General features: G+C 65.5%; 28 protein-coding genes. 14 read left to right on the forward strand and 14 right to left on the reverse strand.

The features are described from left to right. Window positions 1–6: 6 nt before the first annotated feature. From ACAM57_RS27285 to ACAM57_RS27295, 3 genes are all read right to left on the reverse strand, one after another. Window positions 7–1,899: an amidohydrolase gene (locus ACAM57_RS27285; RefSeq protein WP_369662485.1), complete on the reverse strand. Its 1,893-nt coding sequence runs from the start codon at window positions 1,897–1,899 to the stop codon at window positions 7–9. 95 nt (window positions 1,900–1,994) lie between these two features. Beyond that, window positions 1,995–2,288 carry a DUF1427 family protein gene (locus tag ACAM57_RS27290; protein ID WP_184634705.1) on the reverse strand — a complete coding sequence of 98 codons (294 nt, stop codon included), beginning with the start codon at window positions 2,286–2,288 and terminating at the stop codon, window positions 1,995–1,997. A 162-nt stretch (window positions 2,289–2,450) separates the two neighbouring features. Beyond that, on the reverse strand, window positions 2,451–3,104 hold the full coding sequence (locus tag ACAM57_RS27295) for a hydrolase (RefSeq protein ID WP_369659605.1): 654 nt from the start codon (window positions 3,102–3,104) through the stop codon (window positions 2,451–2,453). A 188-nt stretch (window positions 3,105–3,292) separates the two neighbouring features. On the opposite strand from ACAM57_RS27295, the gene ACAM57_RS27300 reads away from it, so the two are divergent. Both ACAM57_RS27300 and ACAM57_RS27305 read left to right on the forward strand, forming a co-directional pair. After that, window positions 3,293–4,201, forward strand: coding sequence for a LysR family transcriptional regulator (locus tag ACAM57_RS27300; protein WP_369659606.1), 909 nt, complete (start codon window positions 3,293–3,295; stop codon window positions 4,199–4,201). 50 nt (window positions 4,202–4,251) lie between these two features. Next, window positions 4,252–5,631 carry a DUF4303 domain-containing protein gene (locus tag ACAM57_RS27305; RefSeq protein ID WP_369659607.1) on the forward strand — a complete coding sequence of 460 codons (1,380 nt, stop codon included), beginning with the start codon at window positions 4,252–4,254 and terminating at the stop codon, window positions 5,629–5,631. A 12-nt stretch (window positions 5,632–5,643) separates the two neighbouring features. On the opposite strand, the gene ACAM57_RS27310 is transcribed toward ACAM57_RS27305, so the two are convergent. Continuing rightward, on the reverse strand, window positions 5,644–6,273 hold the full coding sequence (locus ACAM57_RS27310; RefSeq protein WP_369659608.1) for a 2-hydroxychromene-2-carboxylate isomerase: 630 nt from the start codon (window positions 6,271–6,273) through the stop codon (window positions 5,644–5,646). Between the two features lie 86 nt (window positions 6,274–6,359). Between ACAM57_RS27310 and ACAM57_RS27315 the strand changes: the two genes are divergently transcribed. Next, window positions 6,360–7,547, forward strand: coding sequence for an MFS transporter (locus ACAM57_RS27315; protein ID WP_369659609.1), 1,188 nt, complete (start codon window positions 6,360–6,362; stop codon window positions 7,545–7,547). Here the strand turns inward: ACAM57_RS27315 and ACAM57_RS27320 are convergent. Then, entirely contained in the window at window positions 7,534–8,655 is a 1,122-nt protein-coding gene (locus tag ACAM57_RS27320) for a YhcG family protein (RefSeq protein WP_369659610.1), read from the reverse strand. The genes ACAM57_RS27315 and ACAM57_RS27320 overlap by 14 nt on opposite strands. Window positions 8,656–8,861: 206 nt before the next feature. Further along, window positions 8,862–9,428 carry a DUF3455 domain-containing protein gene (locus ACAM57_RS27325; RefSeq protein WP_369659611.1) on the reverse strand — a complete coding sequence of 189 codons (567 nt, stop codon included), beginning with the start codon at window positions 9,426–9,428 and terminating at the stop codon, window positions 8,862–8,864. Between the two features lie 520 nt (window positions 9,429–9,948). On the opposite strand from ACAM57_RS27325, the gene ACAM57_RS27330 reads away from it, so the two are divergent. Further along, window positions 9,949–10,254: a hypothetical protein gene (locus ACAM57_RS27330; RefSeq protein WP_369659612.1), complete on the forward strand. Its 306-nt coding sequence runs from the start codon at window positions 9,949–9,951 to the stop codon at window positions 10,252–10,254. Between the two features lie 49 nt (window positions 10,255–10,303). Here ACAM57_RS27330 and ACAM57_RS27335 read toward each other — a convergent pair whose 3' ends face one another. Further along, window positions 10,304–11,740, reverse strand: a complete 1,437-nt coding sequence (locus ACAM57_RS27335; RefSeq protein ID WP_369659613.1) for an MFS transporter — start codon at window positions 11,738–11,740, stop codon at window positions 10,304–10,306. Between the two features lie 146 nt (window positions 11,741–11,886). Here ACAM57_RS27335 and ACAM57_RS27340 point away from each other — a divergent pair, with 146 nt between their 5' ends. The 7 genes from ACAM57_RS27340 (at window position 11,887) to ACAM57_RS27370 (ending at window position 16,640) form a co-directional block, all read left to right on the forward strand. Beyond that, the gene (locus ACAM57_RS27340) at window positions 11,887–12,870 is read left to right on the forward strand and encodes a LysR substrate-binding domain-containing protein (RefSeq protein WP_369659614.1); all 984 of its coding nucleotides are present in this window, start codon (window positions 11,887–11,889) and stop codon (window positions 12,868–12,870) included. 105 nt (window positions 12,871–12,975) lie between these two features. After that, the gene (locus ACAM57_RS27345) at window positions 12,976–13,563 is read left to right on the forward strand and encodes a hypothetical protein (protein WP_369659615.1); all 588 of its coding nucleotides are present in this window, start codon (window positions 12,976–12,978) and stop codon (window positions 13,561–13,563) included. 158 nt (window positions 13,564–13,721) lie between these two features. Next, a complete protein-coding gene (locus ACAM57_RS27350; RefSeq protein WP_369659616.1) occupies window positions 13,722–14,726 on the forward strand; it encodes a M35 family metallo-endopeptidase in 1,005 nt (334 codons plus the stop codon). A 73-nt stretch (window positions 14,727–14,799) separates the two neighbouring features. Further along, window positions 14,800–15,177, forward strand: a complete 378-nt coding sequence (locus tag ACAM57_RS27355) for a hypothetical protein (protein WP_369659617.1) — start codon at window positions 14,800–14,802, stop codon at window positions 15,175–15,177. Window positions 15,178–15,340: 163 nt separating this feature from the next. Further along, window positions 15,341–15,715 (forward strand): hypothetical protein, encoded by a 375-nt coding sequence (locus ACAM57_RS27360; RefSeq protein ID WP_369659618.1) that lies wholly within the window; start codon window positions 15,341–15,343, stop codon window positions 15,713–15,715. After that, entirely contained in the window at window positions 15,712–16,215 is a 504-nt protein-coding gene (locus ACAM57_RS27365; protein ID WP_369659619.1) for a hypothetical protein, read from the forward strand. Before ACAM57_RS27360 ends, ACAM57_RS27365 begins: the two co-directional genes overlap by 4 nt. A gap of 116 nt (window positions 16,216–16,331) precedes the next feature. Further along, window positions 16,332–16,640 carry a hypothetical protein gene (locus ACAM57_RS27370; RefSeq protein WP_369659620.1) on the forward strand — a complete coding sequence of 103 codons (309 nt, stop codon included), beginning with the start codon at window positions 16,332–16,334 and terminating at the stop codon, window positions 16,638–16,640. A 144-nt stretch (window positions 16,641–16,784) separates the two neighbouring features. Here the strand turns inward: ACAM57_RS27370 and ACAM57_RS27375 are convergent, their stop codons facing one another. Further along, window positions 16,785–17,096: a hypothetical protein gene (locus ACAM57_RS27375; RefSeq protein WP_184634686.1), complete on the reverse strand. Its 312-nt coding sequence runs from the start codon at window positions 17,094–17,096 to the stop codon at window positions 16,785–16,787. Between the two features lie 435 nt (window positions 17,097–17,531). Between ACAM57_RS27375 and ACAM57_RS27380 the strand changes: the two genes are divergently transcribed. Further along, window positions 17,532–18,734: an MFS transporter gene (locus ACAM57_RS27380; protein ID WP_369659621.1), complete on the forward strand. Its 1,203-nt coding sequence runs from the start codon at window positions 17,532–17,534 to the stop codon at window positions 18,732–18,734. Between the two features lie 46 nt (window positions 18,735–18,780). Continuing rightward, window positions 18,781–19,605: a 2,5-didehydrogluconate reductase DkgB gene (dkgB, locus tag ACAM57_RS27385; protein ID WP_369659622.1), complete on the forward strand. Its 825-nt coding sequence runs from the start codon at window positions 18,781–18,783 to the stop codon at window positions 19,603–19,605. A gap of 23 nt (window positions 19,606–19,628) precedes the next feature. Here dkgB and ACAM57_RS27390 read toward each other — a convergent pair whose 3' ends face one another. From ACAM57_RS27390 to ACAM57_RS27400, 3 genes are all read right to left on the reverse strand, one after another. After that, window positions 19,629–20,177, reverse strand: coding sequence for an RICIN domain-containing protein (locus tag ACAM57_RS27390; RefSeq protein WP_369659623.1), 549 nt, complete (start codon window positions 20,175–20,177; stop codon window positions 19,629–19,631). 56 nt (window positions 20,178–20,233) lie between these two features. Further along, window positions 20,234–21,223, reverse strand: a complete 990-nt coding sequence (locus ACAM57_RS27395) for a patatin-like phospholipase family protein (RefSeq protein WP_126021456.1) — start codon at window positions 21,221–21,223, stop codon at window positions 20,234–20,236. A 189-nt stretch (window positions 21,224–21,412) separates the two neighbouring features. Beyond that, window positions 21,413–21,676, reverse strand: a complete 264-nt coding sequence (locus ACAM57_RS27400; RefSeq protein ID WP_369659624.1) for a hypothetical protein — start codon at window positions 21,674–21,676, stop codon at window positions 21,413–21,415. Window positions 21,677–21,930: 254 nt separating this feature from the next. Between ACAM57_RS27400 and ACAM57_RS27405 the strand changes: the two genes are divergently transcribed. Further along, window positions 21,931–22,419, forward strand: coding sequence for a hypothetical protein (locus ACAM57_RS27405; protein ID WP_369659625.1), 489 nt, complete (start codon window positions 21,931–21,933; stop codon window positions 22,417–22,419). A 25-nt stretch (window positions 22,420–22,444) separates the two neighbouring features. On the opposite strand, the gene ACAM57_RS27410 is transcribed toward ACAM57_RS27405, so the two are convergent. Genes ACAM57_RS27410 through ACAM57_RS27420 form a run of 3 tightly spaced genes read right to left on the reverse strand, consistent with a single transcriptional unit; the run spans window position 22,445 to window position 25,424 of the window. Continuing rightward, a complete protein-coding gene (locus tag ACAM57_RS27410; RefSeq protein WP_369659626.1) occupies window positions 22,445–22,921 on the reverse strand; it encodes a nucleoside deaminase in 477 nt (158 codons plus the stop codon). Between the two features lie 23 nt (window positions 22,922–22,944). After that, window positions 22,945–24,225 (reverse strand): cyanate transporter, encoded by a 1,281-nt coding sequence (locus ACAM57_RS27415; RefSeq protein ID WP_369659627.1) that lies wholly within the window; start codon window positions 24,223–24,225, stop codon window positions 22,945–22,947. Further along, window positions 24,222–25,424, reverse strand: a complete 1,203-nt coding sequence (locus ACAM57_RS27420; protein WP_369659628.1) for an amidohydrolase family protein — start codon at window positions 25,422–25,424, stop codon at window positions 24,222–24,224. The genes ACAM57_RS27415 and ACAM57_RS27420 overlap by 4 nt, the downstream gene beginning before the upstream one ends. Between the last annotated feature and the right edge of the window lie 7 nt (window positions 25,425–25,431).

Genomic DNA, 25,431 nt, shown 5'->3' on the forward strand with positions numbered 1-25,431 from the left:
TCTTCCTCATACCGCCCAGCAGGCGCAGCCGAGCGCGCCCCAGAAGCTCTTCAGGTCACCAACGGGCAGCTTGCTGCTCCAGGCCGTGGCGTGGCTGTGGCCGTGCACGTTGCAGTTGTTGGCGCAGGCGCAGGACATCGCGGCGTTGCGCATCGCTTTCTGCAGCGGCGCGCCCTCCTTCTGGTCGGCCCAGCCGGCATAGCCGCCGAAGGTGCGCGCGGGCGACCAGTCGGGCATGGCGGGTGGCACCGAGCCCTCGTCGTGCGAGGCGAAGGGACCGGCGCCCCAGACCACCTTGCCGCCCACCATGGTCAGCAGCGCGGTGGTGTCGGCGATGTCCGATTCGGGGCAGGCGAAGAAGTCGCGGTCAGGCACCACCAGGTCGGCGAGCTGGCCGGCCTGGATGCGGCCCTTCCTGCCCTCCTCGTTCGAGAACCAGGTTACGTTCTCGGTCCACATGCGCAGCGCCTGTTCGCGGTCGAGCAGGTTGCGCTGCGGCGTGATCTGCAGGCCGCCCACCGTCTTGCCCGTGACCAGCCAGGACAGCGACACCCACGGGTTGTACGAGGCCACGCGGGTCGCGTCGGTGCCGGCCGAGACCTTCAGGCCGCGCTCCAGCATGCGCTTGACCGGCGGCGTCGCTTCTGCAGCGGCGGCGCCGTAGCGCTCCACGAAATACTCGCCCTGGTAGGCCATGCGGTGCTGCACCGCCACACCGCCGCCCAGCGCGGCAATGCGGTCCATCGACTTCTCGGAAATGGTCTCGGCATGGTCGAAGAACCAGTTCAGGCCGGCCAGCGGGGTGTCCTTGTTGACCTTCTCGAACACGTCGAGCGAGCGGCTGATGGTTTCGTCGTAGGTGGCATGCATGCGCCAGGGCCAGCGGTTCTGCGCCAGGATGCGCACCACGCCTTCGAGGTCGCCTTCCATCTCGGGCGCCATCTCGGGACGCGGCTGGCGGAAGTCCTCGAAGTCGGCGGCCGAGAACACCAGCATCTCGCCCGCGCCGTTGTGGCGGAAGTAGTCGTCGCCCTGCTTGTATCTGGAGTTGGCGGTCCAGTTCAGGAAGTCTTCCTTCTCCTGCTTGGGCTTCTGCGTGAACAGGTTGTAGGCCAGGCGGATGGTGAGCTGGCCGTCGTCGGCCAGCTTGCGGATGACTTCGTAGTCGTCGGGGTAGTTCTGGTTGCCGCCGCCCGCGTCGATGGCGCCGGTCACGCCCAGGCGGTTGAGCTCGCGCATGAAGTGGCGCGTGGAGTTGAGCTGGTAGTCGAAAGGCAGCTTCGGACCCTTGGCCAGCGTGGCGTAGAGGATGGCGGCGTTGGGCTTGGCCAGCAGCAGGCCGGTGGGGTTGCCGGCGCTGTCGCGCACGATCTCGCCGCCGGGCGGCGCGGGCGTATCTTTCGTGTAGCCCACGGCGCGCAGCGCGGCGCCGTTGAGCAGCGCGCGGTCGTACAGGTGCAGGATGAAGACCGGCGTGTCGGGCGCCACGGCGTTCAGCTCCTCGATGGTCGGCAGGCGCTTCTCGGCGAACTGGTGCTCGGTGAAGCCGCCCACCACGCGCACCCACTGCGGCGCGGGGGTGATCGCCACCTGGCGCTTGAGCATGTTCATGGCGTCGGCCAGGCTCCTCACGCCGTCCCAGCGCAGCTCCATGTTGTAGTTCAGGCCGCCGCGGATGATGTGCAGGTGGTTGTCGATGAGCCCCGGCAGCACGCGCCTGCCCTGCAGGTCGATCACGCGGGTGGCGCCGCCGGCCAGCGGCAGCACCTCTTCGGCGCGGCCGACGCGGGTGAAGCGGCCGTCCTTGATGGCCACGGCCTCGGCCACCGGGTTGGCGCGGTCCAGCGTGGTGAAGCGGCCGTTGTGCAGGATCAGGTCGGGGGTTTCGGTGTTGGTCATGTTGCTGGAAAGAGAGGCGACCGCGAGGCCGGGGGCTGCGAGGGTGGCGCCGAGCGCTCCGAGGAGGCGCCGTCGGCTGGGGTCTGCGGACGGCTTCATGCGTCGCGCCTTCCGGAGGATGGGGCCTCGGCGGTGTTCGCCGCCGCGGGCTGGGCGCACTTCGGCAGTTCGCCGAACACATGCGGCTTGACCTGGTGATGCAGCCACGAGGTGGCCGCCGCCTCGGGCTTGATCACGCTCTTGATGAGCGGCGGGATCTGCTCGCCGAGCAGGATTCCCAGAAGCCCCACCAGGGCGATGACCGGCGGCGCCGGCGAGCGCACCTGGAACAGGGCGTAGATCACGCCGACCAGGAGGCCGAGCGCGAGCGAGAGGACATAGGGCTTCATGATCAGCTTGTCTTTGAGGAAGGTTGTCGAGAGCACGGCACGAGGCGCGAAGAAACCGTAGCGAGCGCTCCGAGGTCGCGCCGAGGACCGCAGCCGTACCCAGGTACGGCGAGGACCGCAGGTGCGAGATCGGGGCGCGCAGTAGGTTTATTCGTGCCTCGATCAGCCCTCGTGGGCGCCGAACATGGTCTTGGCGTAGTTGATGCCGATACCGTAGGCGCCGCCCACCTTCTTCGCGATGCCGGTGGTCAGCTCGTAGGTCTCGCCACGGGCCCAGTCGCGCTGCAGCTCGAGCAGATATTGCAGCGAGGTCATCGGCTGCGCGCCGGCCTGCACCATGCGCTCCATCGCGCGGTTGTGCGCCTCGGTGGAGACGTCGCCGCAGGCGTCGGCGATCACGTACACCTCGAAGCCCTGGTCGAGTGCCGACAGCGCCGGGCCGACGATGCACACGCTGGTCCACAGGCCCGCCAGCACGATGCGCGGCTTGCCGATCTGGTTCACGCGCTCGATCACGGCGGCGTCTTCCCAGGTGTTCATCGAGGTGCGGTCCAGCATCTTCTGGCCCGGGAAGGCATCGGTGATCTCGCTGAACATCGGGCCCGAGAAGCTCTTCTCGGCCACCGTCGTGAGGATGGTCGACACGCCGAAGCCGGCCGCCGCCTGCGCCACCAGCGCGGCGTTGTTGCGCAGGTTCACGGCGTCGATCGAGTGCGTGGCGAAGGCCATCTGCGACTGGAAGTCGATCATCACCAGCGTGTGGTCGTTGGGGGTCAGCAGCTTGGAACCGGCGGTGGGGGTGGCTTTGATGGACATGTGAAAAACTCCTGCGGGTTGGTTGAATATTCGATCTGATTCACAATTGCTTCCGGAGAGAAATCTCCTTGGCATGGAACGAATCATCGAGGCCATTGCGGTCGTCATCGACGAAACTTTTCATCTTCAATGATCGAATTTTTCGAACATTGCTTTTCCACCCTTTCTTCACCCTCGCAGGCCACCGCATGCTCAAACTCAGCCTGGAAGCCATCGAGATCGTCGACGCCATCGCGCGCCACGGCTCCTTCGCCGCGGCCGCCTCGCATCTCAACAAGGTGCCCTCCACCATCTCCTACGCCGTGGGCAAGCTGGAGGAACAGCTCGGCATGCTCCTCTTCGAGCGCAACGGCCCGCGCGTGAGCCTCACCGCCGCCGGCGAGGAAATGCTCAAGGAAGGCCGCTGGCTGCTCGGCGCCGCGAGCGACCTCGAATCGCGCATGCGCCAGATCGCCACCGGCTACGAGTCGGAAATCCGCCTGGTGCACGACTCGCTCATTCCCACGCAGGCCCTCATCGACGACATCCGCGCCTTCGAAGACCTGCGCTGCGGCACGCGGCTGCGCATCGGCTGCGAGGCGCTCACCGGCAGCTGGGAGGCACTGCGCGAAGGCCGCGCCGACATCGTCATCGCCGCCGGCGACGGCCCGGCCGGCGGCGGCTACCAGGCCGTGACCGTGGGCAGCCTCGACTTCGCCTTCTGCGTCGCGCCCTCGCACCCGCTCACCCGCCTGGGCCGGCCGCTGCAGCGCGGCGACCTGCTGGAATGCAACGCCATCGTGGTGGGCGACAGCGCGCGCACGCTCTCGGAGCGCACCGTCGGCCTGCTGGCCGGCCAGCCGCGCATCACCGTGCCCTCGATGCCCGCGAAGATCGCCTGCCAGGTGGCAGGACTCGGCCACGGCTTCCTGCCGCGCGCGTGCATCGTCGACGAGCTCAGGCGCGGTACGCTGGTCGAACTGCCCACCGAGGAGCCGCGCGCGCCCGAGGCCTTCTGGCTGGCCTGGAAGACCGGCGCGCAGGGGCAGGCGCTGCGCTGGTGGCGCGAGCGGATGAACCGCAAGCTGATACCGGCGCTGCTGCCGCGGTCGAGCTGAGACTTGGTCGACCTTAGGATTGCGCGATTCAAGGAAGAAAAGACGCCCGCATGAGCCACTGGAAAGCGCTGGAGCCGCTGATCGTCGAAGACGCCACGCGTGCACTGCGCGAACTGCTGAACCAGAACCCCGGCGAGCGGTTGTATGCCGTCGCCTTCAGCGGCATGTACCGTGAACTCGACGGCCCGATCTATCTGCCTGCACTCTCCGCCAACAGCGTGAGCGCCCGCGAGGACGAGGGCAGCGGCGACTTCTGGTCGGCCGAGTGGAACCCGGCCGACTGGCGCTGGGACGAGATCCAGTTCTCCAGCCCGGCCCTGGATGCGGCCGCCGACGCTGCCTGCGAGTTCACCCGCAACGAAACCCGCGAAGGCTGGCTGCTCGCCGAGCGGGAATGCATCGACATGCTCGTCTCGGCCGCGCGGAAAGTCCGGGCCGCGCTGGGCGATGCGCCCCAGCTCACGCCGGACTTCGTGCTCTTCCTGCACGACGACGAGAACGGCCTCGACCTGGCGCGCCGCTGCATCGGCGATGCCGAGTTCCAGGCCCTTTTTCCGAAGGAAGCGGTGGCGCAGCGGGAGCGCATGCGCGTCGCGTCCCTGCCTGTCGAAGAGCGGGTGGCCTGGCTTGTCGGACGTCTCGGCCGCTTCGATGGCAAGCCGGTCGATGCCGAGGACGCGGAGCAATGGCTGATCGACATCGGCGCACCCGCCGTGCCGGCACTCGTCGAGCAACTGGCCCGGCCGCGCGGCAGGTTCGGCAGCGAAGCTGCCAGGATGCTCGGGCGCATCGGGCTGGCAACGCCCGAGGTGCTGGACGCGCTGCGCAAGAGGCTGCTCGCGCGCGGCGACAAGCCCACGCACGCCTGGTGCGCCGCGACGCTGGCGTACCTGGGCGACAGCGAATGGCTCTTCGGGCGGCTCGCCGAGTGGCGCGGCGAGCCCGAGCGGGCGGCAGTCGCCATCCGCGGGCTCTGCGCCCCGTATTCGTCCTTTCGTGACCCGACGCCCGCGGCCCTCGACTACCGGCAACTGGAAACCTTGCTCTCGGGCTCCGCGGCCGAAGTAGCCGTCGTGCACGACAAGCTCAAGCCCGGCAGCAGCTACTGCACGCTGCGCGCCGGGGAACTCGACGAGGCTCTGCGCGGCCTGGCTTCCCCGCACGCCTTCGTCCGCCGGCATGCGGCCAGCCTGCTGGACGAACGGGGACTGGGCGCCGAAGCCGGCGAGCGCATCCTGCCGGCGCTGGCCGATCGCCTCGCACACGACGAAGATGCCGACGTGCGCTGGCAAGCCGTTCGCGGCCTCATGGCGTGGAAACGTGCGGCACTTCCGTGGCAGGCGCAGGTGCGGCACGCCGGCCTGCACGACGCCGACGAGCGCGTGCGCGAAGCCGCCCGGCAGTGCCTTGCCGATCAGGGCAGCGCCTGAAGGCGGGTGCGCTCAGCCCGCAGCGCGCAGCTTGTCCAGTGCCCGGTCGAGGAACGCGAGCCGGTCCTGTCCCCAGAAGCGCTCGCCGTTCAGGATGAAGGTCGGCGCGCCGAACACGCCGGCCTCCACCGCCTCGACGCTGTTGGCGCGGTAAACCGCCAGCACTTCGGCCGACTGCTCCATCGCCTGCAGCGAGGCGCCGTCGTAGCCGTTCTCCTCGGCCACGCAGATGCGCACCTCGGCCCTGGAGGTGTCGCGCTCCTCGGCCCACAGGGCGCGCAGCAGCGCGTGCGACAGCGGCTGGGCATCGAGGCCCTGCAGCTGGGCGGCGATCACCATCCAGCCGGGGTACTTGTTCCAGTTCGGGTCGGTGGGCGCGCCCTTCGGGTAGTGCGCGGGCTCGAGGTTCATCGGCATGCCGAGGTAGTCGCTCCAGCGCGCGAGTTCGAGCGCGTGGTACGTGCGGCGCGGTTCGGGCCGGGTCTTCAGCGGGATGCCGCCGGTCTGCGGCACCACGGCCTGGAAGTCGTAGGGCTTGAGCGCGAGCCGCACGTGGTGGCGGCGCACGATGTCCTGGAGTTGCGGGCCGCCGAGGTAGGCCCAGGGGGAGGAGAGGCTGTAGTAGCAGTCGAGCGCGATCATGGCTTCGATTATCTTCAGCGCATGCCCGCCGATGCTGCAACTCTCCCCCTTCTCCCTTTGGGGTCGGCACAGGCAGCGGCGAAGCGATGAAGTTCCCGGCCTTTCTCTTCTCGCTGTTCCTCTCCAGGCTCGCCGACCAGATCCTGCTGTTCCTCGTGCCGCTGGTCGTGTTCCAGGTGACGCAGGACGTGGCGTGGTCGGGCTATGCCTTCGCGGCGGAGACGCTGCCGCGGTTCCTGTCGTTCCCGATCTGCGGCGCGCTGTGCGACAGGGTGTCGCCGCTCAAGCTGCTGCGCGGCAGCCAGATTCTTCGCGCGCTGGTCTGCGTGCTCGGCGTGCTGGCCAACGAGGCCATGGGCGGCATCGGCTGGCTGGTGGGCCTCTCGGCGGTGTGCGGCGTGCTCACCACCCAGGGCGTGATGGCGCGCGAAGTGATCCTGCCGCAGATCGCCAACGGCAACCGCTTCGACAAGGTGCTGGCGTATGCCCAGACCGCCGAGCAGACCGGCACCGTGCTCGGCCCGCTGGTGGCCGCGGCGCTGTTCGCGCTGTGGCCGTGGCAGGCGGTGGTCGGCGCGGCGGCTGGCTTCTTCCTGCTGGCCGACGTCGCGACTTCGTACTGGCGCCGCGGCAACCCCATGCAGCTGCACGAACCGCAGGGCGAGCCGGGCCACATCATGCGCCCCATCGCGACCGCGCTCGGCCACGTGCTGCGGCTGCCGGGTTTGTTGCGGCTGACCATGCTCACCTCGGGCGTGAACCTGATGCTCGGCACCACCCTCGCCTCGTCCGCCGCGATGGTCACCGGGCTGCACCAGCGCTCGGCGACCTACTACGCGACGCTGCAGACCCTGGGGGCCGTGGCCAGCATCGCGATCCTGCTGGCGATCATCCGCGGATCGATTCCGCTCAAGCGCATGGGCGTAACCGCGTATGCGCTGATCTTCGGCGGCGGCCTGCTCACCGCCGCGAGCACCAGCCACTGGGGCTATGCGGCCGGCTTTTTACTCGTGGTCGGGTTCGACAAGATGTTCAGCATCTACATCCGCATCCACAGGCAGCGGATCATCCCGGCGCACGACTACGGCAAGACCACCGGGGTGATCGTGCTGCTGAACAACCTGACGCAGCCGCTGGCGGGGCTGGTGGTGGGGGCGTTTGCGGATTCGGTGCACGCGCGTGGGGTGATCCTTGCGCTGTGCTTGGTGGTGGGAGGCATCGGCCTTGCCGCCGCCGTCGCAAACAGGCGGAAGACTGCTGCTAGCGGATCTTGACGGCGCGGACGACGTCCTGCAATTGCCGTGGCGAGGGGAGTTTGCCTTTCATCTCCGTCGGCAACTTGCCCTGCAATTGGTATTCGGCCACCCCGATCGGGTTCGACTTGCTCTTGAGCGCGAACTCCACCTCCAGGCCATCCTTTTCTGCACACAGGATGATCCCGATGGAAGGAGCATCGTCCGGCGCACGCTCCTTCTCATTGAGCAGGTTCAGATAGAAGTCCATCTTGCCTGCGTATTCCGGTTCGAACCTGCCCATCTTCAGTTCGACGGCAACGAGCGATTTCAGGAAGCGGTGATAGAAAAGCAGGTCGATGAAGTACTCGTTGCGTCCGAGGGTCAGTCGATGCTGGCGTCCGATGAAGCAGAAGCCATAGCCCAATTCGAGAATGAAATCGCGCAACTTGTCGATCAGTTGACTCTCGAGTTCGCGCTCTTTAACAGCTCGCCTGATGCCCAGGAATTCGAGGTTGTAGCTGCTCTTCAATGCTTCTTCGGCCTGCTCCGCCAAGTGGCCCGGCAGCGAAAGCGAGAAGTTGTGGCTCTTCCGGTCGGCGAGCGAGCGTTCGTACGCCTGAGCCTTGATCTGGTTGAGCAGCACGTTGCGACTCCAGCCCAACGCGGCGATCGCCCGCAAGTAGAAGAGTCGCTGCGCCGCAACTCCCAGCTTGCTCAGCAACAGCAAGTGATGGCCCCATGGAATTTCTGCGACAAGCCGTCGCAGAAGCTCTTCAGCCCAATCTGGAAACTGCGCCGCAGCAGACTGTCTCGGCGGGCGCTTGCCGCTTTCTGCGACAAGCTGTCGCAGAATTTCCGGGCTCGTGTATTCCTCGTACAACCGCCGCATGTCCCAGACGTTCCGCGCGGAAAAGCCTTGGGAGCCCGGGAACGATGCACGCAAGTCCCGGGCAATCTGCTCCACCACCGACTGCCCCCAGCCCCGAGTCCGTTGCTGCTCGACGATGGCCTTGCCGATATCCCAATACAGCGCGATCAGCTCCCGGTTCACCGCACGCGCAGCCGACAGGCGCGCGGCGGCTACGCGCGCTTTCAACTCACTGATGAATGTGACGTAGTCGGTCGAAATCTCGGTGCGGCGATTCATCGGCAGCACTGTAGGCGAGACGTGCGTGCGTCACCTGCCGAAAGCACTGCTCAATCGCATGCGCTTTGCTACGCCAAGAGCAAAACCGCAGTTGACGTGAAAAATTTCTGACCAATTGACACTGGTCCACAGTGTCAACGCCTTCCTTGCCGATGAGCGAGTTCTTCGACGCGAAATCTGGAAGGCAGGTTTCGCGCTTCGGCTCCTCAAGACGCCTTCCAGAAGATGTAGTCCGCCTGGTACTTCACGACCTGCTTCTGTCCCTTGGTGGCCGGCGTACAAGGCACCGCCGCCGGTGCCACGCCGCCTTGCAACGCCACGCGCTGGATGTAGGTCACGCCCGTCATCGCACCGCTGCCGACCGCCGGATTGGCCTTGACCAGCTGGAACGGCAGGCTCGTCGGCCCCGAGGGCGCCACCGCCAGCTGCGTTGCCGTGAGCTTGGAGCCGTCGTTCGACTCCCACGTGGCCGGCGGGCCGTAGTACTTGCCGACCTGCTTGCCGCCGCGATCCCACAGCTTGGCGTCGGGACCGACGAACACCCACTCGGTCTGCCCGGGCGCGTTCGCCTTGTCGCGGCACTCGTAGGTGATGTCGCCCTTGCCCACGGTTTCCATGGCGACCTTGTTGCCGGCGGGGACCTGGATGGTCGGCGGGAGCGTGGACTGGTTGAAGGCGGGGGCCATCGAGCCCGAGGGCATCGAGCCGCATGCGGCGAGCAAGGCAATGGCCGGGGCGACGCCGAGCGCGGCGACGAGACGGGTGGTGTGCATGAAGGTTCTCCTGGTTGTCGGTAGATGGGCGGACAGCAGCAGCTCCTCGCTGCTGGAGGCTGTACGTACCGCGCGGCGGATCGGATGCAGCGCGCCGGATTTCACCTTTTCTTCATGGGGGTAAGGCGCCCGGATCGAATACGAGCCGGGCCGTGAAATACGAACGGTCGATTGACGATAGACAACAGTGGTTTCGATCGCTGGCGGGTACACCTCTTGGGCCGAGCGCGACTCTTCGGTGGCCGGACCGCCGAGAACGAAGTTGCGTCGAAACATCTGTTCATGCAGCAGCGTCGTTGGAGCGCTGGTCAATCACAGGGAGCTACGTGTCTCCATACTCCATTCCAAAGAACGTTCGAGGTTCCGTCATGCGTCCCGGCGAATACAACAGCAGCTCCTATGTTGCAGGCCTGCTGCGGAGCGTGATGGGTCAAGTGCCCATGGTGTCGGCGCCTGGATATCAGACCCCAGGTTGGGAGAACCCCATGCCTGGCCACTATTACAAGGGCGAGGCGATCCGATGAGCGCACGCTGGTGGATACCACTGAACATGCTGGCGTGGACCGTGGCGATGCCCCTGCTCAGCCTCGGCATGCGCTACCTGGACGAGCAGCGAATCCTGGCGATGTCGGAGTCGGTCGTGGCGATGGGAGTTTCTGCGCTGCTGCTGTGGGCCGTCTTCATCTATGTGAAGTTCGTTCCATCTGCGTCCGGCCTATCCCACCGCATCGGATACCTCGTGGCTTTCTTCGCCATGATGACTCTGCTGGGTGCCGCAGGCCTTTGGCTGACTTTCCTGACCATCGTCGCCGTCTACGGGCTGTGACGCCGATAAGAGGCGCCGCAGAGCCTGCGCTGCGGCGCCGAGCAACCCGCTACCGCCGACCTGCCCTCACCCCCTGCGCCACCAAGGTCAACACAGCAAATCCAAGAATCACCCACACACCCGAATAGAGCATTCCCAACTCCGTCCCAGGCGCAATCGCCGCAGTCAGCACCGCCAACCCGCAAGCCCCACCCATCTGCAGCGAACTGTTCAGCAGCCCCGCGGCCAGTCCCTGCTCCTCATCGGCCACGCCGTTCGTCCCCGCCACCATCAGCGCCGAGATGCTCAGCGCGAAACCCACGCCCCACAGCACCGATGCGGGCAGCAGCACGCCCCACAGGTCGGGCTCGGGGCCGATGCGCAGCATCAGCAAGTAACACGGCACGAAAGCCGAGAGCCCCACCAGCAGCACGCGCCTGACGCCGAAGCGGCTGATGAGCGCGCCGATCTTCGGGCCGACGAGCACCACCATCAGGCCGGCCGGCAGCAGTACGAGTGCCATCTGCCATGGCTTCCAGCCCTGGATGTTCTGCAAGTAAAGCGCGACGAGAAACTGGAAGCCCATGGCGCCGCCGTAAAGCAGCGCGGCGCTGATGTTGGCCGCCACCAGTTCGCGGTTGCGGAAGATGCCCAGCCGCACCAGCGGCTCCTTCACCATGCGCTCGATGACGATGAACGCAGCCAGCAACGCCAGCGCCACCACGAAGCCGCCGATGGTGCGCGCCGAAGCCCAGCCCGCCTCTTCCGCCGACACCACGGTGAACACCAGCAGCAGCATGCCCGCCACCAGCGTGACGGCGCCGCCGATGTCGAGCTTCGGCCGGCTCTTGTTGCCGGCGCTCGGCGCGTCGGGCGGCAGGCAGCGCAGCGCGGCGATCATCAGCAGCAGCGCGACGGGAATGGGCAGCACGAAGATGTAGCGCCAGTTCAGCGCAGCCAGCAGCCCGCCGATGAGCAGGCCCGACGAGTAGCCCGAGGCCTCGAACAGGTTGAAGATGCCGAATGCCTTGTTGCGCGCCGGCCCTTCGGCAAAGGTGGTGGCCAGCAGAGACATCGCAGCCGGCCCGGTGAAGCCCGCGGCCATGCCTTTGACAAAGCGCGAGACGATCAGCAGCCCCGCGTCGGTGGCGAAGGCGCCGCCCACCGACACCAGCGCGAACACCGCCAGCCCAGCCACCAGTACGCGCCTGCGGCCGAACAGGTCGGCGCAGCGCCCGCCCAGCAGCAGAAAGCCGCCGAAGGCCAGGATGTACGCGCTGACCAGCCACTGCGCCGTGGCAGCGCCGATGCCGAAGGCCTGCTGGATCTCGGGGATTGCCACCGCGATCATCGAGATATCGAGCCCGTCGAGCAGAATCACGCCGCTGAAGATGAGCAGCGCGATCCACATGCGCGCGGGCCAATGCAAGGGGTCGTGGTTGTCGGCGGTGGCAGCAGCGCCTTCAGCAGTGCTCGCGCCACTTGGGTTGTTCAGGCTGGCAGACATCGTTCATTCACTCGCTTCTTCATTCGGTTGATTCGCCTGATCCTCCCGTGCCGCTCGCGGCTTGGGAAACGAGTAGTTCTCAACGAAGCATCAAACAAGGCTTGAAGATCGATCGACCGGCCGATCGGCACGAAACCACCATCACCATGACCAGCAACAGCGCCACCAGCACGAACCGCATGCTCCCCGGCACGCGCGCCCTGCGCACCTTCGAGGCGGCCGCGCGGCACCGCAACTTCACGCGCGCGGCCGACGAACTGGGCCTCACGCCCGCGGCCGTGAGCTACCAGATCAAGGAAATCGAAGACCAGATCGGCGTGGTGCTCTTCACGCGAACCAGCCGCAGCATCCAGCTCACGCCCGCTGGCGCCGTGATGTTCGAGGCGACTGCCGACGCGCTCGACAACCTGCACCGCGCCGCGGGCCGCGCGCGCAAGCTCACGCGCAGCGCGGCGCAACTGCGCGTGTCGCTGAGCGCGCGCTTCGCCACCAACTGGCTGCTGCCGAGGCTGCCGAAGTTCAGGGCCACGAACCCGGGGCTGGAGCTGAGCTTCGACATCACCGACGAACTGCGCGACTTCGAGGCCGACGACATCGACATTGCCATCCGCTTCGGCACCGGCAGCTATGAAGGCGCGCACGCCGACCGGCTCTTCGATACCCTCATCGTGCCCGTGTGCAGCCCCAGGCTCATCGAGAACGGTCCGCCTTTGAACGAGCCGCGCGACCTGCTGCGCCACGACCTCACGCTCTGCCATGTCGACTGGAAGACCGACACCATGACCTGGCCCGACTGGCGCATGTGGATGGCCGCGGCCGGCGTGGACGACAAGGACATCGACGACAGCCGCTTCGTGGGCTTCACCGATTCGAGCTTCGTGGTGCAGGCCGTGCTCGAAGGCGGCGCCGTGGGGCTGGCAGACCTGGACCTGATCGCGGGCGACCTGGCGCAGGGGCGGCTCGTGCGGCTGTTCGACATCGGCGTGCGCATGGAGCAGCCTTATGCGTACTACCTGGTATATCCGCAGGAGAGCGGCGAGGACGCGCGGGTGGTGGCGTTTCGGGAATGGATGCTGGGGGAGATGAAAGATCGCGATATCGGGCAGCCAGGCAAGTCGGCCACCTCATGAACGTGGCTTGCTCGGGACAGCCGCCCAAAGTGGAGAATCGAACGCCTCCGCACGCGGTTCTTTCGGGCCGCATTCCTTGCGTGCCGGCATTTCGCAAAGGCCCCCATGACCCCGACGATTCGAGAAACCCGGCGCGCCAGCCGGCTCGCGCTTCCACAAGCACTGGCGGTTGCCTTCGCGCTCTCATTGGCACTGCTGTGCCCGGCCGCCACGGCTGCCACGCCCAAGGCCCCGCCGAAATTCACCGACTACCCGATCACCGCGCGAGATCAGCCCCGCGCAGGCCCGCACCCGCCGCTGCGGCTGACAACCCGAACGGCCCGGCGCTACACCACCGTGATCCACAACGCCTACAAGGAGCCGCCAAACTTCGCCGGCCATCTGCGGGTGGCGAGCTGGGGATGCGGCACCGATTGCCGCAACTTCGCGGTGCTCGATCAGAACACGGGCCAGGCCTACACCCTTCCCGGCGTCGATGCGATCGCGGGCGCCATGGGCAACGACGATGAGCGCGTGGATTTCCGGCTCGACAGCCGGCTGCTGATCATCTCCGGCAGCTTCAACGAGAAGCCCCTGCAGGGCAAGTTCTACTACCTGTGGACGGGCCAGCGCCTCCAGCGGATCTTCACCGGGCCGCTGCCCGTGGAGGCGATTGACACCTCTCCAGTGGAAACCCAGACACCCGCGCGCTGAGACAAGGCCCGGATCGCCCGCAACGCGTGCCGCGTTTCTCTTCAAAAGAACCGAAAACTCCAGCCAGCGTGAAGAACTTGTAGCCGGTTGACGTTGGTCCACAGTGTCAACACGCGCATCGCTCTACAACTCCCCGACTCGACAAGGGAGGTTTCAGGATGATGCGCAAAGTTGTATTGGCCGGCGATCCGCCGGCCGCAGGCGGGAGGGTGCTGCCCTACGACGGCCCGATGGTCGATTTCTTCGGGCATCGGCCCGCGCTGATCGGTGGCAGGGCCTACTGCGAAGGATGCAACAGTGTGGGCATCATCGCCAAGGCGGGAGGGCCGCGGCGGCCGCATTTCATATCGGAGATAGCGCTGGAGGGGGATGTGGTGGTGTGCCACTGCCCGGTACCGCAGCCACTCCTGGCTTCGCTGCAACATTCAGTGGATTACGACGACGGCTCGAGCATGGCGCACAGAGTTTTCAGCGCCAACCTGACTACTTCTTGCGGATGGTTTTCCGGGGACCGCGAGACCGTCGCAGCTAGCAAAAAGGTGGTCGACTCTGCCGTGAAGCATCCGCGCGAAGCCGAACAGACTGAGAACATCTGCCCGAACATGACCAACAAGCAGTTCTGCGAAAAGATGCTGGAATTGCGAGACAAGGCCATTCTTCTCATTGCGGAGAAGCGTCTTCCCGAGTTGGCGCGCTGGAATGCGAACGATATGTCGAGGGTGGAAGAGTGGTTTGGTATTTCGGACCAATCGATGCGCGAATACCTGCAGAAAGGCTTGGCCTCGTGCGAATCCGTCCTGAGGGGGATGAACTGCAAGAACTTCATTCGCCTTACACCTGAAGGGAAAGGGCTCCGCTGTATCGTTCCCCCCTACGACAATGAGACGGTCGCGATGGTCTGCAAGCCGGACCTCGCAACGCGGACGATCGCAATCAATGTCCCGTTTTGCGATCTGCGAGACCTTTCCGCGACCCATGATTCGCAGCTCTCGACGCTCATCCATGAAGTAACCCACTTCGACGACACTTTCAGCAGCTTCGACAAGCTTTATCACCTGAGTCAATCACGTGCGGCAGCAAGAACGGACCCAGCAGGAATGAAGACAAACGCGGACAGCATTGCCGGCTATGTTGTGTGGAGTGAGGTTTTCTATGCGAGCTAGGTGGCTGCTGACACTGACTCTGCTCGCGGCCAGCAGCCACGTCGCTGCATGCCAGCGAATCATTCAGATCACCTTGGCCTTTGCCGATGGCTCTGCTGAGCTCGATCGCGCCCAACTCAAGCGGTTGGCGGAGTGGGTCGGTCGTGCCGACGCGATGTACGGAATCTACGAGAGCGCCGGCGTAGAAGCAGGTGCGACGGTCAAGGTGCCAAGCAGAACCTCGGAGGATGCAATGCGCCTCGCAAGAATGCGAGCCGACAACACGACACAGGCGTTGAAAGGTCTCTTTCCCGTGCCCATCGAAGTCGAGCAGTTTGCGCATAGCTACCGAGAGAGAAAAGATGCAGGCCTTGTGGTCAACGACTTCGCTGCCATACAGCTATATCCGAACCTGAAGACCTCGAAACTGCCGGGCTGCAATCCCGGCCAACCCGATGGTTTGGAGCGTTGATGCGAGTGCAGGCCGACCTGCCGACACATCGAGCACGGCGTCGAGCCGAGGCGTTGAAATGAAAGGCTGCTGGCCAACTTTTCCGAGATACCTTCTTGCATCTCTTGCTCTTCTGCTCGCGCCAGCCGCATGGGCTTGCAGCCCGAGCAGAAGCATCGGCGTCGTGTTCGAGCGGAACTCAGCGACCGTTCCGGCCAAGGAGGTTCTCAAGCTCGCCAATTGGACGGCGATGCTCCGATTGCAGTATCCGAATCGCGAGTCGCTTTTTCTTTCAACGCAAGCGGCATTCGGCGAGCACGACGCGAGCAATCTAGGGGTGAAACGCGCCAGGAACGTCGCAAGAGTCCTCAGGGAAGGCTTGCAATTCGACGTGCGCGAAGTCGACTTGCCCACCAAAGGGTATGTCGCCGCTATCCCGGCCCCAGAGGGAAGCGACCTGGTGAAGCGCGTCGATATCGATTTCCTTCCGGCCTGCCCGCACGAATGCCCGTGCCAAGAGGGGGACCCTCTCTACAAACCACCGGCCTCGCAAAGATGAAAGAGCAATTCGAGTCCACGCTGCCTCGCGGAAGATGGTTGTGTGCGGGCGTCGCCCTCGTCTGCACTGTCGCCTTCAATGGGGCCATCGCATGTTCTTTTGGTGGGCTCGAACGCGAAGTGCAGTTCCCGCCGACCAGCACGCGCCTCGGGTCGGAACAGGTCATCTCTCTGACAAACTGGCTCATCGAGCAGAAGGACACACGCCGAGCGACACACGGTATATACCGCGCCGACATCCTTGCGTTCGCGATCAAGGGCGATGCCGATTCGTCGAGAAAGGCACATCTCCGCCTTGCCGAAATCGCCGGCCTTCTGAAGACGCTCAGCGACGGGACTTCTTTCGAAGTGGAAACCCATGTCGATGAACTCGAAAGCCCGCCGACAAGACGGCTGGAGCGCCTGGACAGGCTGCAAGCCACGGTTCAACCAGCTTGCGCCAAGACACGCTCATGCTGCAAGTGGATTGAAGGCCCCGCAGCATCGCCCCAGCAGCAGTGAGCGTTGCGTATTTGAAGCAGCACAGGCTGCGCGCTCTCGATCTCAACGCCTCCGCATCAAGCTCCGAGCCGGGACACACCAGTGCCGGAGCATTTCTTAAAGGGAGAAGCAATTCGATGATCAAGGTCTGGGCACGTCTTCTTTTCAACGTGCTGGCGTGGTTCCTCGCGATGCCGGCAATGTTCGTGGCTGTTGGGGCGCTGGACGAGCGCAAATTCCAGCCACTCTTCGAGAACATCGTTCCGGTCACCGCCGCTATCCTTTTTGTATGGGCGGCCTGGATCTATTGGCACTTCGTTCCGAGCACCCCTCGAATCTGGCGACGCATTGGCTATCTGGCTGCTTTTCTGCTGGGGATGTATCTGATTGGAGCCGGCGCACTGTGGGTGACCTTCTGGGTCATGCTGATGATCCACGGCGCTTAGCGGCCGCGGCCGCCGGCGCAGCACTGAGGAACAACTTCGAAGAGCCCTTGCACGTCCAAGCTTCACCGCCCAGTCCGAGCGGAGACGATCAGCCGGCCAGACCGGCTGCACGAATGAACAACGGACTCTTCGCTGCCGACTACCTCACGCGAGGCCCGGCTTGCGCCCTTGCAGTGCTTCGCGCACCGCGCCGGCCGCGAGGTTGATGGCGTCGATGCGCGCCGTCAGCGCGTCGTTGAGCACACCGAGCAAGGCGCTCAGTTCGGTGCGGCTGGGGGTGAGCTCCTCGCTGTCGTTCAGGGCGCTCGTGTCGACGAGCTTCCTGAGCGCGGCGTAGGCGCGCATCACGTCGTTGAGGTTGTCGGCGTCGTCGCAGGCTTGCAGGGCGAGGTCGTCGAGGTTGGGGGATGCGGGACAAGCGCAGGATTGCGCTGATGCGGGAGCAGCTTGAGCCATGAGAGGCCTCCAAGAATTTCGGTTTGCTACAACCGCCGCACCCGCTTCCAAACGAGGGCGGCAGCTCGAACGGGTTGGAAGACCGGGAAACTCTTGCAAGAAACCGGCAGGGCTCGCGCCCTCCCGTTCGAGCCGCCAAAAGGTGGCATGCGAACGAAAAAGCCGCAGACCTGTGCGGTGCAGTTCATGCCTGCGGCTTTCGTCGCAGAGTTTCGACGGGCTTCCAAACCCGATCGCGCTTTTTTTGCGCGACGAGGCAGTATATCGACGCACTCCAAGCCGACCGACGGTGCCTTGCCACTCCCGATCCGGGTGAGCGCCAGCAAAGCCGACGCTCCCTCATTGACTCGACGTCAAATATCTTCTTCCCAGAACCCCATTTATCCGCAAAGGTAACCGCAAGACACTCCTCCACATCCCCTCAGGAGTGCCCTCATGCCCATCGCCCTACTGGCGCTAACCCTCAGCGCCTTCGCCATCGGAACGACCGAGTTCGTCATCGTTGGCCTCATCCCCACAGTCGCTGCCGACCTCCACATCGGCCTCCCCTCCGCCGGCCTGCTGGTCAGCCTCTATGCACTGGGCGTCGCCATCGGCGCGCCGGTGCTCACCGCGCTCACGGGCAAGCTGCCGCGCAAGGCGCTGCTGCTCGGGCTGATGGCGCTGTTCACGCTCGGCAATCTGCTGGCGTGGCAGGCGCCGAGCTATGAATCGCTGATTGCCGCCCGCGTGCTCACGGGGCTGGCGCACGGGGTGTTCTTCTCCATCGGCTCGACGATCGCCACCGGCCTGGTGCCGAAGGAAAAGGCGGCGAGTGCCATCGCGATCATGTTCACGGGCCTCACGGTAGCGCTGGTCACGGGCGTGCCGCTGGGTACGTTCATCGGGCAGCACTTCGGCTGGCGCGAGACTTTCCTGGCGGTGTCTGCCCTGGGCGTTATCGCCTTCATCGGCAGCTGGGTCTTCGTGCCCGGCAACATCCGCCACACGCCGCCGGCCTCGCTGGCGCAGCAGGCCAAGGTGCTGGCCGAGCCGCGCCTGCTGCTGGTGTATGCGAAGACGGCCATCGGCTATGGCGGCTCGTTCATTCCGTTCACGTTCCTCGCGCCGATCCTCACCGAAGTGTCTGGCTTCAGCGCCGGTGCCGTGGGCTGGGTGATGCTGGTGTACGGCGTGTCGGTGGCGGTGGGCAACATCTGGGGCGGCAAGCTGGCCGACCGCAAGGGCCCGATTCCGGCGCTGAAGATCATCTTCGCGCTGCTAGCCGCGGTGCTGCTGCTCTTCAACTTCGCGGCGCCGCACAAGTGGCTGGCCCTGCTGGCGGTGCTGATGTGGGGTGCGGTGGCTTTCGGCAACGTGCCGGGGCTGCAGGTGTACGTGGTGAAGCAGGCCGAGCGCTTCACGCCGCAGGCGGTGGACGTGGCCTCGGGCCTGAACATCGCGGCGTTCAACCTGGGCATTGCCGGCGCGGCCTGGGCCGGTGGGCTGATCGTGACGCACCTGGGGCTGATGCATACGCCGTGGATCGGCGCGCTGGTGGTGCTGGTGTCGCTGGCGCTCACGCAATGGAGCGGAACGCTCGACCACCGCGCAGGCATTCCGGTGCGCGCCTCGGGGCCGGTGCCGGTCGGGCACTGAACTTCTTTCTTTCCTCTTTCTTTCTTCGAACACGCAAGGAAAAACCATGAACACGAACGTCATCAACAACCCCATTCCCGCCTTCGGCCTCGGCACCTTCCGCCTGAAGGGCCAGGTGGTCATCGACTCGGTGAAGAACGGCCTCGACGTGGGCTACCGCGCCATCGACACGGCGCAGATCTACGGCAACGAGGCCGAGGTGGGCCAGGCGATCGCTGAAAGCGGCGTGGCGCGCGAGAGCCTCTTCATCACCACCAAGATCTGGACCGACAACTACGCCAAAGACAAGCTGGTGCCCAGCCTGAAGGAAAGCCTCGCGAAGCTGCGCACAACCCAAGTCGACCTGACGCTCATCCACTGGCCCTCGCCCGGCAACGCGGTGCCGGTGGCCGAGTTCATGGGCGCGCTCGCCGAGGCCAAGGCGCAGGGGCTCACCAGGCACATCGGCGTGTCGAACTTCAACATCGCTTTGATGAAGGAAGCCATCGCGGCCGTGGGCGCGCAGAACATCGCCACCAACCAGATCGAGCTGCACCCCTACCTGCAGAACCGCAAAGTGGCGGAGTTCGCGAAGAGCGCGGGCATCCACATCACGTCTTACATGACGCTGGCCTACGGCAAGGTGCTGGGCGATCCGGTGGTCGAGGCGATTGCCAAGGCGCGCAACGCCACCGCCGCACAGGTGGTGCTGGCGTGGGCGATGCAGCTGGGCTATGCGGTGATTCCGTCGTCCACCAGGCGCGCGAACCTCGAGGGCAACCTGAAGGCGTTGCAATTGACGCTGACTGACGCCGAGATGGCGCAGATCGCGGCGCTCGACCGCAATGAGCGCCTCACGGACCCGGCCGGTCTGTCGCCGGCCTGGGACTGAGCTCCCTTCACGCTTGCTTGCTTTCAGCCCGCGTTGCCCACGGGCCTGAACCCCCAGGCCTGTGCCCGGAACCCGGTGAAGCTGATGGGCCCGGCCACGGCGCCGGCTTCCACCTTGTTGTCGGTGAGCCCGATGACCAGCGGCGCGTTCGAGTTGTTCGCACCGAACTTGCTCTGGATGTACCAGTAGCCGGGCTCTTCGGTGGACAGCAGGCTCCAGAGTTGCCTGTCGGCATTGGCCAGGTCGACGGACGTCATCACGACGGGCGTGGGGACTACCGTGGAGCCGGGCTGCAGCGTCAGGACGAACCTGGTGTCCATCAGCGTCTGCAGGTACCACCAGCCCGGCGCATCGGGCGAGGGAACGAACAGCCATTGCTGGTTGCCGGCCTGCGGCACCTTGAGCGTGTAGCCGATGACGCCAGCGCCCTTGGCGGGGTTGTTGCCGCTCACGTCCAGCACATAGTGGCCGTCGGGCAGGTACTGGATGTTGTACGGACCTAGGTCCAGCTTCTCGATGGGAATCGCGGGTGAGGATGCTGGCGCTGCAGCACCTTTTGCGGTGATCGACATCGTCGTTTCTCCTTTCCTGGAATGCGTTTGCTTTCTTGCCCGCTTGCAGATGGTGCTCAGCCGAGCGCGTGTTCGACCCAGTACTTCTGCACCAGGGCTTCGGCATACGCGGTGTCCGCGTTGGCGCCCTTGTCCTGCAGCAGCTGCAGGGCCTGCGGGTAGACCGTGTTCTCCGGAACGAAGAAGGGCAGCGTCGGGTTGATGTTGGTGTAGCGGTCGCCCAGCAGCATCTTGGCGAGCATCGGCATGAGCTCGGTCGAAGTGCCGTTCAGGCTCATGTCGAGCACCGGCGACGACTTCACCTGGTTCATGAGGAACGGCGGCGAATTGTTGAAGGGGTTCGCAGTGCCGTTCATCCACTGGTCGGCGCCCCAGTTGTGGGTGTCGCTGGCGATCCAGTCGGGCATGTAGCCGGTGCCGAAGGTGATGGCCGTGATGTCTTCCAGCGCATGGCCCGCCTTCACCGCGAGCGCGATCGCCGCGACTGTCGGGTCGTGGTTGAAGAAGCAGCCGTCGACGTTGCCTTCGAACGAGCCCAGCTGCCCGGGCATCGCGCCGCTCGAAGTGGCCGCCTTCGCGATCTCCACGTCGCCGTGGTCGGGGATCATGTTCGTGTACATGACCGGCTGCCACGGTATGGCCGTCTGCACCGAGTTCTGCACCTCGAGCCCGCCGACGTTGAAGGTGACGAAGAGCACCTTCTTCGTGACGATGTCCTGGACCTTCGTGGTGCCATGCAGCGCGAACTGCGAGGCGTAGACCTCGTCGATCGAATACGCGGGCTGCTTCGGATCAGTGTTCATCTTTTGGTAGAACCCGATCTCCCCGTTCTGGGAGGTGAAGAGATCGATGATGTCCTGAGGCGACTTGCCCGCCAACAGCTCGCTCGTGATGATCGAACCCGTCGAACAACCCGCGATGAGGTCGGTGTTGTCGATGATCTGGGGGTACTTCGCGTACAGCTTATTGAGCACCGATACAGGCATCAGCCCTCGTATGCCGCCGCCTACGAACGAGAGGATGGTGAATTTCTGCGTTTCCGCCATAGCCAACTCCTTTCAAGAGAAATGACTTCCATGAAATGACTTCCCGGCCGGGGAAGCGGAGTCTGGGCGTTCGCGATGTTTGCCGCTACGAGTGGAATCCCGTTCAATCCAACTCTGTAATTCCGCAAGCCGCGCAAGCTTTCGGAATGAAACCTGGAGCGGCTGAAATTGCCGCGAAGGTTCTCTTCTTCATGCGGCGCGATCGCAAAGCGCGTCGAGCGCGTACCTAAGTTCGCGCTCTTCGTTCGCGGTCATTGGGAGCACGAGGGTGCGGAATTCGGCCTTGTAGCAGGGCAGCATCAGGGCTGCTGTGAGTGCGTGAGTGCTGTTGCGGGCGAGTGCGACGTGCGCGTTGCACGCCATCACGCTTCGATGGATTTCGAGTGCACGCGCGACGCGGTTGGAAGGCGGCTTCGTCGTACTGCTGCCGCTGCTGCTTCTGGTGATGAACATTGCGAGCTCCTCTTGGCGCGCTTCGAATGGCGCCGTGAGGTCACTCTATTGAGCGGCTGGCGAAGTGGTGAGTAACAACATCGTCGTGAATCCGGAAGGCGAACTCCAAGGCCGCCAAGGATCGCGCCAAGTCGTAATTCCAGCCTTTCGTGAGAAATTTCTGAGCGATTGACGATAGACAACTGTGTTAGCGCGCCCGAGCTCATACAACTCCTCGTCATTCAATGGGAGCGTATTGACGCTTGAGGCACATCTTGAACAAGCATCTTCGATTTCTGGGTGCTTTGACTCTCGCCCTCGCAATGCTCAGCCCGGTCGCCGCGCTCGCATGCAGCCCTATCAAGGTTTTCTATGTGTACTTCGAGCGCGACTCGGCGACGGTATCCCCCGATCAGATCCTGAAGCTCGACGCCTGGATGCAGGAGCTTCGAACTCGGTACGTCAACCACGAAGCGATCTATATCGGAGCGTCTGTAAACCCGGAAGAGCGAGACCACGACCCCAAGGGCCTGAGCTTGGAGCGGGCACGCAACGTGGCTCGCGTTCTTCGAGAAGAACTGCGCTTCAGCGCCAGGATCACCCTTCCCAAGAGCGGCTACGTTGCCGACCCTGCGTCTCTTTCGAACGGCCCCACCGAAGACTCACGAGTTCTTGGGGTGCAGCTCGACTTCCTGCCGGCTTGGCCGCATGAATGCACCTGCCAGTTGGGCGATCCGCTCCATACGCAGCAGACTCCTCGCTGACCGCGCAGCGATCGGTCCAAGAGGCTCAGGAAGCCCTGCGCGTCGCAGCCCAGTCCGAAAGAATCCGCACCGCCTCATGATCCATCTTCTGCTCCGCAGGCAGGCTTCGCTGCGCCAGCGTCGCACCAGCCTCGGCGCGCAGCGCATCCACATCGATGGGATGCCGCGCCGCCACCGTCACACCCTCGAAGGCCTCGCCCGACTGTGCCAGCGAGGCCGCGTAGTAGAGCTTCGCGATACCCGCGATGTGCATCGCCGCCACACACATCGCGCAGGGCTCGCACGAGGTGTAGAGCTCGCAGCCGCGCAGGTCGACGGTGCCGAGCTTGCGGCAAGCATCGCGGATCGCTTCGACCTCGCCGTGCGATGTCGGGTCGTGATGCGCGACGGAGTGGTTGAAGCCTTCGCCGACTATCACGCCGTCCTTCACGACGACCGCGCCGAAGGGCTCGGTGCCAGGCTCGCTCAGCGCTTGTGCAGAAAGGGCGATCGCCCGTTGCATGAATTGTTCCTGGTACATGGTGTTCAGACCTTTCTGGTGGCCGCGCCGTCGAGCGCGGCAAGAGATGGAGCACCGGGCAGCGCGCCGCGCACATCGAACAGACCGGCCGTGGAGGCGGCATAGCGGCGCGGATCGAAGCGCAGCATGAGCGGCAGCAGCGCCACCGCCACCGCTGCGAGGTAGGCCCACGCGAGCGTGAAGCCGCCGGTGTGCTCGCGCACCCAGCCGGCGACGAAGGGCGCGAGCGCGGCGATCATGAAGCCCACGCCCTGCATGAAGCCCGCGAGGGCGCCGGCCTGTGCGGGGTCGGGCAGGTGGTCGAGGGCGAGCACTATGCACAGCGAGAACGCCCCGCCGAGGCCGAAGCCCAGCACGACGGCGATGGCGACTGCCGGCGCGGGTGCGTCGAAGGTCAGCGCGCAAAAGCCGGCGAGCTGCGCGGCGAGCGTGAGCACCAGCCAGGGCCGCAGGTCACGGCCGCGGCTTCGTGCGATGGCTGGCATGGCGAGTGCTGAAACCACCTGCGCGGCCGTCATCAACGCGAGCACCGAGCCGCCCTGCTGCGCGGTCCAGCCCTGCTGTGCATAGAAGTGCGGCAGCCATGCGACGAGGCTGGTATAGCCACCGTTGATGAGGCCGAAGCACCCGGCCAGCAGCCATGCGCGACGACTCGCGAAGCAGCGCAACCACGAAAGGCCTTGCCTTGGCGCATCGGCTGTGAATTCCATGCGCCGCATGTTGAGCCAGTACAGCAGAGCGAAGACGGCGAGCAGCGACCAGATCGACAGGCCCGCGTGCCAGTCGGGCTGGGCGCCGCCGAATGCGTGCGCCACCCACGGGCTGGCCATGGCGCCGAGGCCGCCGCCACCCATGATGGCGGCGGAGTACAGCCCCGTCATCACGCCAATGCGCGCCGGGTAGGCCTGCTTCACCACGCCGGGCATCAGCGCCTGCACCAGGCCCACGCCTGCGCCGGCGAGTGCGGCGCTCCACAGCAGTGCCGCCGCGCCGCCAGTCACGTACCGGCTCGCGCAAGCCAGGGCGATGGCCGCCAGCCCGAGCCCGACGCCGCCGCGCGCGCCGATGCGCTGGCCGACAGCCGCGCCGAAGAGCGAAGTGCCGCCCATCGCGAACATCGGCAGCACAGTGAGCAGCGCCACCGCATGGAAGCCGATGCCGGTCGCGATACGGATGGGTTCGAGCAGCGGGCTGCTCGAGGTGAGAAAGGCGCGCAGGTTCAGCGCGACCAGCACGATGACGATCGCGAAGGCGATGCCTCCGTCACGACTGCGCCCTGCCCTCACAGAGACGCCACATCCGCCTGCAGCACGCCGTTGCGCGCCACGACGCAGCCACCCGCCACCACCAGCTTGCGCACGGGGCGCGAGACGACGGCGTGCGCGACGGTCTGCGCATCGACCAGCACCAGGTCGGCGCGGCAGCCCGCTTCAAGGCCATAGGCTTCGAAGCCGCAGCCGCGTGCACCCGAGTGGGTGACGGTGTCGAGCGCCACTTCGATCTCGTCGTCGCGGCGCAGGTTGTAGCGCAGGCCGATGATCATGGCGCGCTCGAGCATGTCGGGGTTGCCGTAGGGCGACCAGGTGTCGCGGATGCCGTCGTTGCCGCCGAGCACGGTCACGCCGGCCTGCCTGCAGGCCATGAGCGGCGGCACGGTGCGCGAAGGCGGCGCGCTGGTGACGAGCACCACGCCGAGCTTGGCCATGCGCGCGAGCAGCGCCTCGCGCTCGCGCTCGCTCACGTCGCCAAGGCAGAAGCCATGGCTGATCGCGACCTTGCCCTGCATGCCCAGCGCCTCGGTGCGCTGCAGGATCAGGTCGAGCGAGAAAGCCCCCATGGCGCCGGGCTCGTGCAGGTGGATGTCGACCGGGCGCTGGTGCTTGTGGGCGATGCCGAAGAGCACGTCGAGCGATTTCACCGGATCGCCGTCGATGGCGCAGGGGTCGAGGCCGCCGAGCACGTCGGCGCCCATCGCCAGCGACTGGTCGAGCAACTCGGCCGTGCCCGGACGGCCCAGCAGGCCCGACTGCGGGAAGGCGACGATCTGGATCTGCTGCTGCTTGCTCAGCGCCTCGCGCGTGCGGATGGTTCCTTCGAGGTGGCGCAGGCCGGCCTGGGTGTCGACGTCGACGTGCGTGCGCAGCCGCGTGGTGCCGAGCGCGAGGAATGCCTTGGCCAGCACCAGAGACTGAGCGGCTGCGTCGTGCCCACTGGCGTGGCGGAAGGCACGCTCGTTCTCGATCTTGTCGATGAGGTTCGTGCCGACTTCGTTGCGGTACCAGTCCATGCCCCACATCGTCTTGTCGAGGTGCGTGTGGCCTTCGACGAGGCCGGGCAGCAGCAAGGCGCCGTGGCCTTCCTCGACGGTAGTGCCGGCCGGCGCGGCAAGCGCCGGGCCGATAGCGGCAATGCGGTCGTCCTGCACCAGCACGTCGACGGAGGAGGCGCCCATGGGGCGCACGTTGCGGATCAGGAGCGATGGCATGTGGGGC

The sequence above is a fragment of the Variovorax sp. V15 genome, from assembly GCF_041154425.1.
Classification (GTDB): Bacteria; Pseudomonadota; Gammaproteobacteria; order Burkholderiales; family Burkholderiaceae_C; genus Variovorax; species Variovorax guangxiensis.

Excerpts from the sequence above, each read along its gene's own strand:
- ACAM57_RS27320 (WP_369659610.1), bottom strand. The coding sequence starts at position 8,655 with ATGAATCGCCGCACCGAGATTTCGACCGACTACGTCACATTCATCAGT.
- ACAM57_RS27395 (WP_126021456.1), bottom strand. The coding sequence starts at position 21,223 with ATGGCGGAAACGCAGAAATTCACCATCCTCTCGTTCGTAGGCGGCGGC.
- ACAM57_RS27400 (WP_369659624.1), bottom strand. The coding sequence starts at position 21,676 with ATGTTCATCACCAGAAGCAGCAGCGGCAGCAGTACGACGAAGCCGCCT.
- ACAM57_RS27410 (WP_369659626.1), bottom strand. The coding sequence starts at position 22,921 with ATGCAACGGGCGATCGCCCTTTCTGCACAAGCGCTGAGCGAGCCTGGC.
- ACAM57_RS27305 (WP_369659607.1), top strand. The coding sequence starts at position 4,252 with ATGAGCCACTGGAAAGCGCTGGAGCCGCTGATCGTCGAAGACGCCACG.
- ACAM57_RS27325 (WP_369659611.1), bottom strand. The coding sequence starts at position 9,428 with ATGCACACCACCCGTCTCGTCGCCGCGCTCGGCGTCGCCCCGGCCATT.
- ACAM57_RS27370 (WP_369659620.1), top strand. The coding sequence starts at position 16,332 with ATGATCAAGGTCTGGGCACGTCTTCTTTTCAACGTGCTGGCGTGGTTC.
- ACAM57_RS27390 (WP_369659623.1), bottom strand. The coding sequence starts at position 20,177 with ATGTCGATCACCGCAAAAGGTGCTGCAGCGCCAGCATCCTCACCCGCG.
- dkgB (WP_369659622.1), top strand. The coding sequence starts at position 18,781 with ATGAACACGAACGTCATCAACAACCCCATTCCCGCCTTCGGCCTCGGC.
- ACAM57_RS27285 (WP_369662485.1), bottom strand. The coding sequence starts at position 1,899 with ATGACCAACACCGAAACCCCCGACCTGATCCTGCACAACGGCCGCTTC.
- ACAM57_RS27345 (WP_369659615.1), top strand. The coding sequence starts at position 12,976 with ATGACCCCGACGATTCGAGAAACCCGGCGCGCCAGCCGGCTCGCGCTT.
- ACAM57_RS27335 (WP_369659613.1), bottom strand. The coding sequence starts at position 11,740 with ATGTCTGCCAGCCTGAACAACCCAAGTGGCGCGAGCACTGCTGAAGGC.
- ACAM57_RS27300 (WP_369659606.1), top strand. The coding sequence starts at position 3,293 with ATGCTCAAACTCAGCCTGGAAGCCATCGAGATCGTCGACGCCATCGCG.
- ACAM57_RS27350 (WP_369659616.1), top strand. The coding sequence starts at position 13,722 with ATGATGCGCAAAGTTGTATTGGCCGGCGATCCGCCGGCCGCAGGCGGG.
- ACAM57_RS27365 (WP_369659619.1), top strand. The coding sequence starts at position 15,712 with ATGAAAGAGCAATTCGAGTCCACGCTGCCTCGCGGAAGATGGTTGTGT.
- ACAM57_RS27315 (WP_369659609.1), top strand. The coding sequence starts at position 6,360 with ATGAAGTTCCCGGCCTTTCTCTTCTCGCTGTTCCTCTCCAGGCTCGCC.
- ACAM57_RS27290 (WP_184634705.1), bottom strand. The coding sequence starts at position 2,288 with ATGAAGCCCTATGTCCTCTCGCTCGCGCTCGGCCTCCTGGTCGGCGTG.
- ACAM57_RS27310 (WP_369659608.1), bottom strand. The coding sequence starts at position 6,273 with ATGATCGCGCTCGACTGCTACTACAGCCTCTCCTCCCCCTGGGCCTAC.
- ACAM57_RS27295 (WP_369659605.1), bottom strand. The coding sequence starts at position 3,104 with ATGTCCATCAAAGCCACCCCCACCGCCGGTTCCAAGCTGCTGACCCCC.
- ACAM57_RS27340 (WP_369659614.1), top strand. The coding sequence starts at position 11,887 with ATGACCAGCAACAGCGCCACCAGCACGAACCGCATGCTCCCCGGCACG.
- ACAM57_RS27420 (WP_369659628.1), bottom strand. The coding sequence starts at position 25,424 with ATGCCATCGCTCCTGATCCGCAACGTGCGCCCCATGGGCGCCTCCTCC.
- ACAM57_RS27380 (WP_369659621.1), top strand. The coding sequence starts at position 17,532 with ATGCCCATCGCCCTACTGGCGCTAACCCTCAGCGCCTTCGCCATCGGA.
- ACAM57_RS27375 (WP_184634686.1), bottom strand. The coding sequence starts at position 17,096 with ATGGCTCAAGCTGCTCCCGCATCAGCGCAATCCTGCGCTTGTCCCGCA.
- ACAM57_RS27330 (WP_369659612.1), top strand. The coding sequence starts at position 9,949 with ATGAGCGCACGCTGGTGGATACCACTGAACATGCTGGCGTGGACCGTG.